The sequence below is a fragment of the Salinimicrobium sp. 3283s genome (assembly GCF_039602225.1).
Lineage (GTDB): Bacteria > Bacteroidota > Bacteroidia > Flavobacteriales > Flavobacteriaceae > Salinimicrobium > Salinimicrobium profundisediminis.
This window is the reverse complement of record NZ_CP143631.1, coordinates 895,327-909,508: the sequence shown is the minus strand read 5'-3', so window position 1 is coordinate 909,508 and position 14,182 is coordinate 895,327. Positions and strand designations below refer to the sequence as shown.

16 protein-coding genes are annotated in these 14,182 nt (G+C 42.7%); 15 read left to right on the top strand and 1 reads right to left on the bottom strand.

Annotation, left to right across the window (positions count from 1 at the left end; genetic code table 11):
- From VS868_RS03915 to VS868_RS03895, 5 genes are all read left to right on the top strand, one after another.
- On the top strand, window positions 1-594 hold the full coding sequence (locus VS868_RS03915) for a bifunctional precorrin-2 dehydrogenase/sirohydrochlorin ferrochelatase (protein ID WP_266069296.1): 594 nt from the start codon (window positions 1-3) through the stop codon (window positions 592-594).
- Window positions 587-1,648, top strand: a complete 1,062-nt coding sequence (locus VS868_RS03910) for an NAD(P)/FAD-dependent oxidoreductase (protein WP_345599278.1) — start codon at window positions 587-589, stop codon at window positions 1,646-1,648. The genes VS868_RS03915 and VS868_RS03910 overlap by 8 nt, the downstream gene beginning before the upstream one ends.
- 117 nt (window positions 1,649-1,765) lie before the next feature.
- The gene (locus VS868_RS03905) at window positions 1,766-2,191 is read left to right on the top strand and encodes an OsmC family protein (protein WP_266069294.1); all 426 of its coding nucleotides are present in this window, start codon (window positions 1,766-1,768) and stop codon (window positions 2,189-2,191) included.
- 18 nt (window positions 2,192-2,209) lie between these two features.
- Window positions 2,210-3,298 (top strand): acyloxyacyl hydrolase, encoded by a 1,089-nt coding sequence (locus VS868_RS03900; RefSeq protein WP_345599277.1) that lies wholly within the window; start codon window positions 2,210-2,212, stop codon window positions 3,296-3,298.
- A complete protein-coding gene (locus VS868_RS03895) occupies window positions 3,295-4,065 on the top strand; it encodes a head GIN domain-containing protein (RefSeq protein WP_266069292.1) in 771 nt (256 codons plus the stop codon). Before VS868_RS03900 ends, VS868_RS03895 begins: the two co-directional genes overlap by 4 nt.
- Before the next feature lie 224 nt (window positions 4,066-4,289).
- Here VS868_RS03895 and gldA read toward each other — a convergent pair whose 3' ends face one another.
- Window positions 4,290-5,189 carry a gliding motility-associated ABC transporter ATP-binding subunit GldA gene (gene gldA, locus VS868_RS03890; protein WP_345599276.1) on the bottom strand — a complete coding sequence of 300 codons (900 nt, stop codon included), beginning with the start codon at window positions 5,187-5,189 and terminating at the stop codon, window positions 4,290-4,292.
- Between the two features lie 304 nt (window positions 5,190-5,493).
- On the opposite strand from gldA, the gene VS868_RS03885 reads away from it, so the two are divergent.
- From VS868_RS03885 to queA, 10 genes are all read left to right on the top strand, one after another.
- On the top strand, window positions 5,494-6,321 hold the full coding sequence (locus VS868_RS03885) for a prephenate dehydratase (RefSeq protein WP_345599275.1): 828 nt from the start codon (window positions 5,494-5,496) through the stop codon (window positions 6,319-6,321).
- Window positions 6,318-7,466 carry an aminotransferase class I/II-fold pyridoxal phosphate-dependent enzyme gene (locus tag VS868_RS03880; protein ID WP_345599274.1) on the top strand — a complete coding sequence of 383 codons (1,149 nt, stop codon included), beginning with the start codon at window positions 6,318-6,320 and terminating at the stop codon, window positions 7,464-7,466. The genes VS868_RS03885 and VS868_RS03880 overlap by 4 nt, the downstream gene beginning before the upstream one ends.
- Entirely contained in the window at window positions 7,463-8,311 is an 849-nt protein-coding gene (locus VS868_RS03875) for a prephenate dehydrogenase (protein WP_345599273.1), read from the top strand. The genes VS868_RS03880 and VS868_RS03875 overlap by 4 nt, the downstream gene beginning before the upstream one ends.
- 7 nt (window positions 8,312-8,318) lie before the next feature.
- The gene (locus VS868_RS03870; RefSeq protein ID WP_345599272.1) at window positions 8,319-9,401 is read left to right on the top strand and encodes a bifunctional 3-deoxy-7-phosphoheptulonate synthase/chorismate mutase type II; all 1,083 of its coding nucleotides are present in this window, start codon (window positions 8,319-8,321) and stop codon (window positions 9,399-9,401) included.
- Between the two features lie 160 nt (window positions 9,402-9,561).
- On the top strand, window positions 9,562-10,518 hold the full coding sequence (rsgA, locus tag VS868_RS03865; RefSeq protein ID WP_345599271.1) for a ribosome small subunit-dependent GTPase A: 957 nt from the start codon (window positions 9,562-9,564) through the stop codon (window positions 10,516-10,518).
- Entirely contained in the window at window positions 10,515-10,967 is a 453-nt protein-coding gene (dtd, locus tag VS868_RS03860; RefSeq protein ID WP_345599270.1) for a D-aminoacyl-tRNA deacylase, read from the top strand. The genes rsgA and dtd overlap by 4 nt, the downstream gene beginning before the upstream one ends.
- A gap of 9 nt (window positions 10,968-10,976) precedes the next feature.
- Window positions 10,977-11,303 carry a nucleotide pyrophosphohydrolase gene (locus tag VS868_RS03855; protein ID WP_345599269.1) on the top strand — a complete coding sequence of 109 codons (327 nt, stop codon included), beginning with the start codon at window positions 10,977-10,979 and terminating at the stop codon, window positions 11,301-11,303.
- The gene (locus tag VS868_RS03850; protein ID WP_266069281.1) at window positions 11,304-11,564 is read left to right on the top strand and encodes a hypothetical protein; all 261 of its coding nucleotides are present in this window, start codon (window positions 11,304-11,306) and stop codon (window positions 11,562-11,564) included.
- A gap of 3 nt (window positions 11,565-11,567) precedes the next feature.
- A complete protein-coding gene (locus VS868_RS03845) occupies window positions 11,568-12,800 on the top strand; it encodes a 3-phosphoshikimate 1-carboxyvinyltransferase (RefSeq protein WP_345599268.1) in 1,233 nt (410 codons plus the stop codon).
- A 130-nt stretch (window positions 12,801-12,930) separates the two neighbouring features.
- Complete coding sequence (queA, locus tag VS868_RS03840) at window positions 12,931-13,980, top strand: tRNA preQ1(34) S-adenosylmethionine ribosyltransferase-isomerase QueA (RefSeq protein WP_345599818.1); 1,050 nt, start codon at window positions 12,931-12,933, stop codon at window positions 13,978-13,980.
- Window positions 13,981-14,182 lie beyond the last annotated feature (202 nt).

Sequence of the window (14,182 nt, the reverse complement as noted above, 5' to 3'; positions counted from 1 at the left end):
ATGGAAGAAAGAAACGAGTTGTACCCGGTATTTTTAAAGGTTAATAAGCTGAATATCCTCATTGTTGGTGGCGGAAATGTGGGGCATGAAAAACTGCATTTTTTACTGAAGTCCAGTCCCAATGCTAATGTTGAGGTGGTGGCAAAAGAGTTCCTTCCGGAAACTGAATCCCTCGCCAAAAAACATGGTTTAAAGATCACCAAAAGCAGGTACAAAAAGAAACAGCTTAAAAAGCGGCACGTGGTAATAGCTGCAACAAACGATGAGAAACTAAACAAAAGAATTTACACCCACGCCAAGAAGAGGTTTTTGCTGGCCAATATTGCAGATACTCCTCATTTGTGTGATTTCTACATGGGCGGGATCGTCAATAAAGGCCACGTGAAAATTGCTATTTCAACCAACGGAAAATCCCCCACCACAGCAAAGCGCCTGCGGCAGTTTTTTGAAGAGGTGATCCCCGAAAATATCAATCAGATGGTTGAGAATTTAAATGAGTACCGCTCGACCATCAAGGGAGATTTTGATGAGAAAGTAAACCAGATGAACAAAATAACCGAATCCTTAAAAGCAAAAAAAGTAAGTAATGATTAAGACAGATATCCTCATCATAGGAGCCGGACCCACCGGATTGTTCACCGTATTCGAAGCGGGACTTTTAAAGCTAAAAACTCATTTAATAGATGCTTTGCCGCAGCCTGGAGGGCAGTGCTCAGAAATTTATCCAAAGAAGCCTATTTACGATATTCCGGCTTTTCCTGAGATATTTGCAGGGGACCTGGTGAATAACCTCATGGAACAGATCAGGCCTTTTAGTCCGGGCTTCACCCTAGGCGAACGTGCCGAAACTATCGAAAAGCTGGAGGATGACACTTTTGTGGTGACCACAAATAAAGGTACTCAGCATAATGCTCCGGTAGTCGCTATTGCCGGTGGTCTGGGTTCTTTTGAGCCCCGTAAGCCGCCAATTCCAAATATTACAGATTTTGAGGATAGAGGGGTGGCTTACTTTATAAAAGATCCTGAAGTGTACCGCGACAAAAGAGTGGTTATCGCCGGGGGAGGGGATTCCGCTTTAGACTGGGCAATTTACCTGGCCGATGTCGCTGCTGAAGTTGCTCTTGTTCACAGGAGAAATGAATTCAGAGGCGCACTTGATTCGGTAGAACGTCTTTCTGAACTTGCCAAACTGGGAAAAGTTGAATTAATTACCAATGCTGAAGTCGTAGGACTTAGAGGCGAAGGAGATTTGGAACAGGTGGTGATTAGACATAACGATACTGCCCGTGGGGAGGAGCTGAAGCCTGTAGATAATTTCATCCCGTTATTCGGACTTTCCCCAAAGTTGGGCCCTATGGCGAACTGGGGACTGGAAATAGAGAAAAATGCCATAAAGGTGGATAATTCCTATGATTACCAGACCAACATTCCGGGGATCTATGCCATTGGAGACGTCAACACCTACAAAGGAAAGCTGAAGCTGATCCTTTCCGGATTCCACGAGGCTGCCATTATGTGTCAGAGTGCCTACCAGCGCATCAGCCCTAATAAAAAGTATGTATTAAAGTATACCACAGTTGGCGGGGTGCAGGGATTCGACGGCACCAAAAAAGAAGCCAAGCGGGAAGTGGTACAGAGTATTGGATAAATCTATTTTAATTTACTTCCATTGTTGTATTTCATTTTACTCCCTTCCCCTTGGGAAGGGTTGGCGGTGGAATTAAAGAAAAGTTTTTTCCTAACTTTGTGCAAATCCCACTGATAAATGAAAATCCATCTTAAGAGACTCAACGAGAATTACCATTTTGAAACTAAAAATGAACGTGGAGATGTAGTACATCTCGACAATAAGAGCGAACCGAATCCGCAGGGCGCGAGTCCTATGGAATTACTGCTTATGGGCATTGCCGGTTGCAGCAGTATCGACATTGTAATGATCCTTAAAAAGCAGCAACTGGAGATGACCAATCTCGAGATGGATGTAGAAGGATTCAGAGTCGATGGGGCTATACCAAACGTGTTCACGAGAATTCATTTAAAGATTATTATTGACGGAGATATTCCCGAAAATAAAGCAAAAAGAGCAGTAGATCTTTCTTTGGAAAAATATTGCTCGGTGGCCAAAATGCTCGAAAAAACAGCCGAGATCACTACAGAAGTTATTCTGAACGGTTCGCCGGTCAATAAATAATAGTCGCACCGGCCGCTCATGCGAAAATTATTGCTTCTCGTTTTCCTGTTTGCTGCGAATGCTTTTTCCCAGGAGAAACATTATTCGGTAGAGGCAAATTATTTCTACGGAAGCATTTGGGAACACAATCCCAATATTTCTCATTTGATTACTGGGCATCCTTATGGGGTGCTCCTGCATTTTAACCGCAAGACCTATGGAGAAGAGGCCTGGGAAAGTCGCTATAACTACCCTAATGTTGGTTTTTCCCTCTCCTATCAGGATCTCAAAAATGAGCATTTAGGAGAGAATTTCGGAGCTTATGCGCACCTTGGATTTTATTTTCTTAATCGCCACCTTTTACTAAAAGTCGGGCAGGGTCTGGCCGTAACTACAAATCCTTATCATCCCGATAAAAATTACCGCAACAACGCCTATGGCTCCAGGCTTCTTAGCTCCACTATTTTTACCGGGAACCTGCAGTTCGAAAATATCATCGGCGGCCTGGGATTCCAAACCGGCCTCTCTCTCATTCACTATTCCAATGCCGATTTTAAATCGCCAAACAGTTCAACCAATACGCTGGCTCTAAGCATGGGTCTCAATTACGATTTGAACCATGATCTGGAAAGAACATACATTCCTAAGGATCCAAAAATGCCATTTTCGGCGCCCTTTCGGTACAACTTTGTTTTACGCAGCGGGGTGAATACTACAGGTGTAATAGGCTCAGAATCCTACCCTTTTTTAACGCTTTCGGCTTATGCAGATAAGGCTTTGAACCATAAGAGTACCCTGCAGGCAGGAGCAGAAATATTCCTTTCCCGGGCCATGGAGGAGTATATTTACTATTATTCGGTCGCTTTTCCACTGGTTGGCACCACGGGTGATGAAGATGCAAAGCGCGTGGGGATCTTTGCGGGGCATCAACTCACTTTTCGAAAACTTTCCCTCATCACCCATCTTGGGTACTACGTTTACTATCCTTATGATAAGTATGTAGACAGGGTGTACAACAGGATAGGTTTGCAAAGGGAGATCTGGAAAGACATTTTTGGATCTGTAACAGTGCGCTCTCACGGGGCAAATGCCGAAGCGGTCGAATTCTCAATAGGTTATCGCTTATGAAACAGCTGCTGAAAAAATCTCTTCCGATTTTGCCATTTTTGAGCCTGATGCTTTTTATGGCTTGCAATACTGAAGATGCTCCCGATTGTTTTCAAACCGCCGGAAGTATGATCGAAAAAGAATTTCAGGTTGAGCCTTTTGAAGAGCTTATAGTGTATGAGGATATTGAGCTTTTTATCGAGCAGGGAGAAGAACATAAAGTTGTAGTGCAAACAGGGGAAAACCTGATGAACGAAATTTCTGCTGAAGTAATCGATGGCCGACTTATTCTTCGGAATGGCAACGGCTGTAATTTTGTGCGGGATTATAATCTTACTTCCATTTATGTGACGGTGCCCAACCTCACATGGCTTCAAAATGCCGGGAACAGGATGATAAGAAGTGTGGGGGAATTGCATTTTCCAGACATTTGGCTGCGCAGCCTTAACCAGGAAGATGCAAAAGGAGTGTACACAGTGGGGGATTTTGACCTGCATCTGGTTTCAGATTATGTGCGGGTAACGGGAGATGATTTTTCCAATTTTTTCCTTCGCGGCGAAACCAATTATCTCAACCTGTATATCGCCAACGGCGATGGCAGGGTAGAGGCACAGGAACTAACTGCCGGAACTATAGAGATTCAGCACCGGGGAACAAATAAGTTGTTTGTTAATCCGCAGCAGGTGTTGAAAGGGGAAATAAGAAGTACCGGTGATGTTATTTCAGTAAACCGCCCGCCAGTGGTGGAGATAGAAAGTTTTTATACCGGAAAGTTGATTTTCAAATAATATTTGGGGCGGTGACAAACCTCACAGGTTTCTAAAACCTTTGAGGTTTAGTTCCTTCAATCAGCACGGAACACAGATCTGCGCTATCTGTTTCGCTGGCACAGATTTGCAATCTGTGCCGGGTTATCATCAAACCTGCAAGGTCTTTTTTGACCTTGTAGGTTTATATCGCAAAAAAAAGACTTACAAGGTTTTGAAAACCTTGCAGGTCGGGTAGAAAAACTCTACTTCTTCAGCGTTAATTCCGAAAATAAATTCTCCAGGTTCTTGTTCTTCCGGTTAAGTTGTAAGGTCTTCAATCCGTTGTCATGTGCAAAATCGAAGACGGTGGGTCGCATGTCTTTTTCGGTGTCGAAATAAAGTTCGTAAACGAATCCGCCGGTGTTCCTGAGGTTCATAAGGTGAGGGAGGCGGTTTAGGGCAACTTCTTCGATGCGGTAATCGAATTCCACCTCAATGATCTGTACCTGTTCGTCGCGCAGCTCCTCCAATCTTTTATCGGCTACAATTTTTCCGTGGTTGATAATGATCACGCGCTCACATAAAGCTTCTACTTCGCGCATGATGTGGGTGGAGAGAAAGATGGTTTTTTCCTTTCCAATTGTCTTGATCAATTCCCGAATCTCTACCAGTTGATTGGGATCGAGGCCGGTGGTGGGTTCGTCGAGGATAAGTACATTGGGGTTGTGCAGAAGTGCCGTTGCGAGACCCACCCGCTGCCGGTAACCTTTTGAGAGCTGCTCGATCTTTTTATTAGCTTCGGGGAGAAGTCCGGTTTGTAAAATCACCTTTTCAATGCGGCTTTTTGGCACCTTATATATAAGAGCATTAAATTCCAGATACTCCCGCACATACATATCGGTATAAAGGGAGTTGTGTTCGGGTAAATATCCTGTGCTTTTTTGTGCCTGCAGCAAATCTTCTTCAAGGGCAAAGCCGTTTACAGTGGCTTCTCCCGAAGAAGGTTGTAAATAACCGGTAAGGATCTTCATAAGTGTAGACTTTCCTGCACCATTGGGGCCTAAGAACCCCACAATTTCCCCTTTTTGGATGGAAAAGGAAATTTCATCGAGGGCTTTTTGTTCTCCGTAGTACTTAGAGACCTTGTTTACCAGTATTGACATAACAGCTTTTTTTCAAAAGTAAATCATCTTTTTTATAAGGCAGAAAATTATTCAGAAGAATTCAAATGAGGTTAAAATTAGCGAAATCGTTCTCGTGATTTTTTTAGGAAAAAACATTGTTTTTTGAAAATATATGCTACATTAGCTTTTCACAACAAGGAAAATGAACAATTTATTTATCTGGAACGCCTGGTATTACTTTTATTTCTATTTCAGAGATAAGATCGGGAGTGCCGTATAATTAACCAATATTATAACTGAAATCCCGATGTAAACATCGGGATTTTTTTTTGCCAAAAAGTATATGCAGGAAAAAATAGCCATACAGGGAATAAAAGGATCTTTTCACCACCAGGTAGCCAGAGAGTATTTTGGAAAGGAAGTGCCGGTAGACGAATGCCAGTCATTTAGAGAAGTTGTAGATAGTTTATTGACAAACCGCTCTGTTAGCGCAGTAATGGCGATAGAGAATTCTACAGCGGGTACCATTCTCCCTAATTACGCCCTTATTGATGATAACAATCTACAAATTAAGGGCGAGCATTACATTCCAATCTTTATGAACCTTATGGTGCTGCCGGGGCAAAAGATCACCGATATTAAAAAGGTGTGTTCTCACCCAATGGCCCTCCTGCAATGTCAAAGCTTTTTTAAAGATCATCCGCACATAGAACTTATTGAAGATACCGATACAGCCGAGGTTGCCAAAAGAATAAGAGAGCAAAAGCTTACCGGTGTTGCAGCTGTGGCCAGTAAAGCCGCTGCAAATATCTATGATCTTGAAATTTTGCAGGAAGGCATACAAACCATGAAGAGCAATTCTACCAGGTTCCTTGTGCTTTCCTCTAAGAATGCAGCTCCTGTGGTTACAGGCGCAAATAAAGCTTCATTAAAATTTGTCCTGGAAAACAAAAGAGGAAGCCTGGTAAGCGTGCTCAATATTCTGCGGGATTTTGATCTTGATATGACCAAGATACAAAGCATACCGGTGATAGATGTACCATGGAAATATGCATTCTTTATTGATGTGCTTTTCCAGGACGAAGAGGAACTGGAGAAAGTTTTAAAGATACTTTCAGAATTGACTGAAGAATTAAAGGTGTTAGGAATTTATAAAAACGGCTTATTATGATCGCACAGGCTAACAGACTAGACCATGTAGAAGAATACTACTTCTCAACAAAGCTAAAGGAAGTAAGGGCGCTACAGGATTCGGGACAACCCATCATAAATCTCGGCGTAGGAAGCCCAGATCTACAGCCGCCACCGCAGGTGATGACGGCCCTGCACCAGGCGCTGCTCAATCCGTCGGCGCACCAGTACCAGCCGTACCGGGGAACCAATGATTTCAGGAAAGCCATAGCAGAGTTCTACCAGAATTTCTATAGTGTGGCCCTTGACCATGAAACTGAGATCCTTCCTTTAATGGGGAGCAAAGAGGGTATTACCCATATTTCCATGGCGTTTTTAAATGAAGGGGATGAGGTGCTGGTGCCAAACCCGGGCTATCCTACCTATGCTTCTGTTAGCCGGCTTGTTGGAGCGAATACAATTCTGTATAACCTCAATGAAGAAACCGGCTGGTTGCCCGATTTTGAAGAGCTTGAAAAAAGGGATTTGAGCAAGGTAAAACTGATGTGGGTAAATTATCCTAACATGCCCACCGGGGCAGTGGCAAAAAAAGAGCTTTTTGAGCAACTTTACAGGTTTGGAAAAAAGCACAGCATCCTTATTGTGAACGATAACCCCTACAGCTTTATCCTCAATGAAGAACCTCAAAGTATCCTTAAGTACTGTGAAGATATGGAAGGCATACTCGAGTTAAATTCCCTAAGCAAGAGCTTCAATATGTCGGGCTGGCGCATCGGGATGTTGTGCGGAAGTGAAAAACACATCAACACTGTACTCAAAGTAAAAACGAATATGGACAGTGGCATGTTCTTTCCCCTGCAGGCGGGAGCGGCAATGGCACTGAGGCTTTCCCCGGAATGGTTCAGCGAGCAGAATAAGATTTACCAGCGGAGAAAGGAAGAAATCGAAAAACTCGCTACAGCTTTAAAATGCAGTTTTTCTGAAGATCAGGCCGGGATGTTCCTGTGGTGCAAAGTCCCGCAGGGAAACACTTCAGAAGGATTTGTAGAACATCTGCTGAAGAAATACCACATCTTCGCAGCCCCCGGATTCATTTTTGGAAGTCAGGGAGAAGGCTACATCCGGTTTTCTTTATGCGCTTCCGAAGAAAATATTATTAAAGCCTGTAATAGATTGACGGCATGAAGGTTCACATTATAGGTCTGGGTTTAATTGGCGGCTCTTTTGCACTGGGGCTTAAAAAGGCTTTCCCTGAAGTGGAGATCTCGGGCAGTGATGCCAGTGAGGCACACCTGCTAAAGGCCCAGGAGCTTAAACTTATTGACTGCGCGGCAACTTTAGAAGAAGCGAAAGATGCAGATGTAGTGATTATTGCAGTGCCGGTTGACGTGGCCAAAAAGGTAGCTCTTGAGGTTTTAGATGGCGTGGGAAGTAACACGCTCATTTTTGATGCTGGTTCAACCAAGGCAGGCTTATGTGAAGCAATAGCAGCACACCCAAATAGAAGGAATTTCCTTGCAGCCCACCCCATTGCCGGAACAGAATTCTCTGGCCCCGAAGCGGCTTTAGAAACCCTTTTTCTTCAAAAGACCAACATTATTTGTGAGGTGGAAAAAACGGCTTTTAAGCTTCAGGAGAGAGCCCTGGAGATCTTTCAGAAGTTGGGTATGCGTATAAGATATATGGACCCTGCCTCGCATGACAGGCATATCGCCTATGTTTCTCACCTTTCTCACATCAGTTCTTTTATGTTGGGAAAAACCGTACTTCAGAAGGAACAGAACGAAAAAGACATTTTTGACCTGGCAGGCAGCGGATTTGCTTCTACGGTGCGGCTGGCAAAAAGTTCACCCGCCATGTGGACACCCATATTTCAGCAGAACAAGAACAATATTCTCGAGACACTCGAAGAGTATATCAATAATCTCTCAGACTTCAGAGAACTTCTCAAAAATGACAATTTTCAGGAGGTTTTTAGAGAGATGGAAAGAACCAACCATATTAAAACAATTTTGAACGGAATAAACTGATTAACTAATGGAAAACAAGAAAGAACTCAGAACCTGGTTAGACAAATTTGGATTAGATCATCCGCTGGTAATTGCAGGGCCATGCAGCGCTGAAACCGAAGAACAGGTGCTTAAGATTGCGCACCAGCTAAAGGATACAGATGCGACAGTATTAAGAGCCGGAATTTGGAAACCACGTACCCGCCCCGGAAATTTTGAAGGAGTAGGTGCTCTTGGCCTCAAATGGCTGCAAAAAGCAAAGCAGGAAACCGGTATGCTTACTACTACCGAAGTTGCGAGCCCACATCATGTAGATCTTGCGCTTGAGCATGATATCGATATTCTGTGGATTGGTGCAAGGACTACCGTTTCCCCTTTTATTGTTCAGGATATTGCCGATGCGCTCAAAGGAACCGATAAGGTGGTGCTCGTGAAAAACCCCGTAAACCCCGATTTGTCGTTATGGTTGGGAGCGGTTGAAAGATTCTACTCCTGCGATATTAAAAACCTGGGGGTGATTCACCGCGGATTCTCTGCCTATGAAAAAACCAAATACAGGAATAACCCCGAGTGGCAGATTGCCATTGAACTTCAGAATAAATTCCCCGATTTGCCGTTAATCCTCGATCCGTCGCACATCGCCGGTAGAAGGGATATCATTTTCGATCTCTCCCAAACCGCGCTTGACCTTAATTATGACGGACTAATCGTGGAGACGCATTTTGACCCCGATAATGCATGGAGTGACGCAAAACAGCAAATCACGCCTGCCACTTTGGTACAGATCATGAAAGATCTTAAAATTCGGAAAGAAGTTTCTGAAAGTGAAGAGTTTCAGAAGAAACTGCACAACTTGAGAGCCCAGATCGATGTGACCGATAACCAATTGATTGAATTGCTTTCCAAAAGAATGAAAATTTCCGATGAAATTGGAAGGGTGAAGAAATCTCAGAACGTTTCTGTGCTTCAAACTAAAAGGTGGAACGAGATCCTTGGGAAAATGGTTCTTGAAGGGGAACAGCACGGGCTAAGCGAAGAATTTATTTTGCGTTTGTTCAAAGCGGTGCACCAGGAATCTATTAACCACCAGGAAAAGATCATGAAACAATAGGTTAGAGCTGGTAATAATGAGTAGTTAGTTTCCGGTTTGAAATTCTAATCTAATTTTTTCTTGTTAATTTGTTGTGGTAAAAAATCTCCTTCAAAAATGCCATTTTTGGACCATCATTCAGAAGAAAATTTTTGGAGGAGCTATTTTTGAAAAGCACTAAATGAAAGGAACTGTTTATAAATCTACCGGAAGCTGGTACCATGTAAAAGCCGATGACGGCCGATTTTTCGATTGTAGGATCAAAGGAAAATTCAGGATCAAAGGCATAAAAAGCACCAACCCTGTTGCGGTGGGAGACCGGGTGGAGTTTAAGTTGGAAAATAATGGCGAAGAGGAGCAAAACGGGGTAATTACAGATATTGCAGTGCGCGAGAATTACATCATCCGTAAATCGGTTAACCTTTCAAAGCAAACCCACATTATAGCTTCAAACATTGACCAGGCTTTTTTGCTGGTCACGCTGAACAATCCGCCCACTTTTACCACTTTTATAGACCGTTTTCTTGTTACTGCGGAAGCTTACCACATCAAAGCCATTTTGTTGTTCAACAAAATAGATTCTTATAAACCTGAAGAACTTGATGAGGTGAAATATTTAGCGGCCATGTACAGGCAAATTGGCTATCAATGTATAGGGATTTCGGCCAAAACCGGGAAAAATGTAGAGCAGGTAAAGGAGCTCATGAAAGATAAAACCAGCATGATCTCCGGTCACAGTGGTACGGGAAAATCGACTTTGATCAATGCCATTGAACCAAAACTCGATCTAAAAACTACCGAAATTTCTGAACAGCACCGGCAGGGGCAACATACCACTACTTTTGCCGAAATGTTTGATCTCGATTTTGGGGCGCGCATCATCGACACCCCCGGAATAAAAGGTTTTGGAGTGGTAGACATGGAAAAAGAGGAATTGGGAGATTATTTTCCCGAATTCTTTGCCCGCAAACAGGATTGTAAATTTTACAACTGTCTGCACCTGGAAGAACCAAAGTGTGCGGTAAAAGATGCATTAGATGCCGGGGAGATCCCATGGTCCCGTTATAAAAGTTATTTACAAATCTTAAAAGGCGAAGACGAACAAAACTATCGTTTTGATAATCATCAGCAGGAATGAGAGCAGTAATACAAAGAGTTTCTGAGGCATCGGTGACCATAGAAGGTGTCAAAAATGCCGAAATTGGAAAAGGTTTATTGGTACTTATTGGAATAGAGGATGAAGATAACAGTCAGGATATTGCCTGGCTGTGTAAGAAGATAGTGAACATGCGCATTTTTAATGATGCCAATGACGTAATGAATGATTCGTTACTTGACGTAAATGGCGACGCAATTGTGGTGAGCCAGTTTACGCTTTACGCCAGCACTAAAAAGGGCAACAGGCCCAGTTACATTAAAGCCGCCAAACCCGATGTGGCCATTCCGCTCTATGAAGAATTTGTGTCTGCTTTTGAAAAAGAGCTGGGAAAGAAAATTGGGACTGGAAAGTTTGGAGCCGATATGAAAGTGAGCCTTCTTAATGACGGGCCGGTAACTATAATAATTGATTCAAAGAATAAAAGTTAAAATAACATCATGAACATTGAAAATGCACAGAAGGCTGTAGATGCCTGGATAAAGGAGCATGGGGTGAGGTACTTTAATGAGCTCACCAACATGGCCCAGCTTACCGAAGAAGTAGGGGAGGTTGCCCGTATCATTGCACGAAGGTATGGGGAGCAAAGTGAAAAAGAAAGTGACAGGGCAAAAGACCTTGGCGAAGAGTTGGCCGATGTGGTTTTTGTAGTGCTTTGTTTGGCAAACCAAACAGGAATAAACCTGCAGGAGGCATTTGATAAAAAACTGGACCTTAAAACCCAACGTGACAAAAACCGTCACAAGAACAATGAAAAATTAAAGTAAATGCGCATTTTTGAAGATGTAAAAAATCCAGATTACTGGGTAAAGGTGCTACAACTGGGTACCATTTTTTTTGTGATATTTGTTGGGCTTTCACTAATTATCTCCCATTTTAGACAAATTATTTCAGGGGAATTTGCCCTGATCTATGAAGATGAATTCGCCAATGGCAAATGGGTAGAATATTTCCTGATAAAGGCTGTAATAAGTCTGGTATACGCAATGTACATGACGAGCAGGCGTAAAAATTTTAAAAGAGAGTAAATTATGCATCTGCACCTATCTACACAAAACCGCGAACTTTCGGGAAAGATTGCTGTTACCGGTTCAAAAAGTGAATCGAACAGGTTATTGATCCTCCAGGCACTATATCCTAACCTTGAAATTGAAAACTTATCTAATAGTGACGATACCAAAGTACTTCAAAAAGCGCTGGGGTCTAAAAATGAGGTAATTGATATTCACCATGCAGGCACTGCGATGCGATTTTTAACCGCATACTTTGTTTCCAAAGAAGGGAGGGAAGTACTGCTTACAGGAAGCCAGCGCATGCAGGAACGGCCTATAGCGATACTGGTAGATGCACTTCGGGAATTGGGAGCAGAAATTACTTATGAAAAAAACGAGGACTTTCCTCCTTTGAGGATAAAAGGAAAAAAACTCCTGAAGAATGAGGTGAAAGTGCAGGCCAATATTAGCAGCCAGTATATTTCGGCATTAATGCTGATAGCACCATCCCTGCATAAAGGCTTGAAAATTTATCTTGAAGGGAAAGTGACCTCTGTACCGTATATTAAAATGACCCTGCAACTCCTGAAGCAGTGCGGGATAAACGGTTCCTTTGAAAACAATGTGATTTTTATTGAACCCGTCTCCCAAATATCTCAAAAACAAATCATAGTGGAGTCTGACTGGAGCTCGGCTTCCTATTTTTACAGCATGGCTGCGATTTCAGGTTCTTCTGAAATTAATCTTACTTCCTATCGCGAGAACAGTCTGCAGGGAGATCGAAGTACGGCAGATATCTACCAAAAATTAGGTGTCAAAACGACATTTTTGGAAGGTGAGTTAAAACTGGAGAAGACTGAAGTTGAGCTGCCTGAAATTCTTCAATTGGATTTAGCCAACAGCCCAGATCTTGCGCAAACAGTGGCCGTCACCTGCTTTGGCCTTGGGATTGGAGCTCAGCTCACAGGCCTTCATACCCTTAGGATCAAAGAAACTGACAGGCTTCAGGCGTTGAAGAACGAAATCGAAAAACTGGGAGGCAAGGTGGAGATCACAGAAGATACTTTGCAACTTTCAGCTTCCGAAGAGATCAATCCAAATATTGCGATAGACACTTATAATGACCATCGTATGGCGCTTGCATTCGCGCCCCTGGCATTAAAAGTTCCTATTGTTATTAATGATGCCGGGGTGGTGAGTAAGTCATTTCCGGAGTTTTGGGAGAACCTTCAGCAGCTAAAGTTTTCCGTAAAAGAATCAGTTAAAGAGTAGAAAATTCTTAAAAGGTGGGGACGTATGGCCCCGTCAATTAACAGATTTCTTAAATAAACCGGCATTTACTTGACAACCCCTATCCCGAGGTTGTATATTTGCAGCTTCTTAAAATCTATCTTATATGGGAATGAAATTATCGCACTTCAATTTTGACCTTCCGCCCGAACTACTTGCAGAATATCCTGCCGAGAACAGGGATGAAGCCAGGTTAATGGTTTTGAACAGGAAAGAGCAAACAATTGAGCATAAACAATTTAAGGATCTTATCGATTATTTTGAGCCGCAAGACGTGATGGTGTTAAACAACACCAAGGTTTTTCCTGCACGTCTATTTGGTAATAAAGAGAAGACCGGTGCCCGGATTGAAGTGTTTTTGTTGAGAGAATTAAATGCTGAGACCCGCCTGTGGGACGTGCTGGTAGATCCTGCCAGGAAGATTAGGATTGGTAATAAACTATATTTTGGGGAAGATGAAAGTCTTGTGGCCGAAGTTATTGATAATACAACATCTCGTGGAAGAACACTGCGTTTTCTCTACGACGGTTCTTACGAGGAATTCAGAAATAAACTGACAGAACTCGGTGAAACTCCGCTTCCAAAATACATTAAAAGAGAAGTACAACCCGAAGATAAAGACCGTTACCAGACCATCTATGCAAAGACCGAAGGTGCTGTTGCGGCCCCTACTGCCGGCCTTCACTTCTCAAAGCATCTTTTGAAGAGGTTGGAGATCAAGGGAATTGATTTTGCTGAAGTTACCCTTCACGTTGGTTTAGGAACTTTTAGTCCGGTTGAGGTGGAAGATCTTTCCAAGCACAAAATGGACAACGAAGAAGCTTATATTGAAGGGCCTGCAGTGAACACCATTAACAAAGCGATCCAGGAAAAACGCAAAGTTTGTGCGGTAGGAACTACGGTAATGCGTTCTTTGGAAAGTTCGGTTTCTTCAAACAGAACCCTGAATGAATTCCAGGGCTGGACAAATAAATTTATTTTTCCTCCTTACGATTTTAGTATTGCAAACTGTATGATCACCAACTTCCATACACCAAAATCTACTTTATTGATGATGGTTTCTGCTTTTGCAGGGCACGATTTTATGAAGAAGGCTTATGCTGAAGCTGTGAAAGAAAAATACAAATTCTACACTTACGGAGACGCTATGTTGATCCTATAGTTTAGAGTGTTCAGTGCTCAATATAAAGTGGGCAGTTGCTTCTAAAGAAATATAACCAAACCTCACAGGTTTTAAAAACCTGTGAGGTTTTTTATTTAACATGCTGACCTGCCTATCGGCAGCAGATTTGTTAGAGTATCCAGATAGAATTTTCAGAAAAATTTTGATTCCGGAATTTTAGTGCAGAATTAAATTCTGGCTA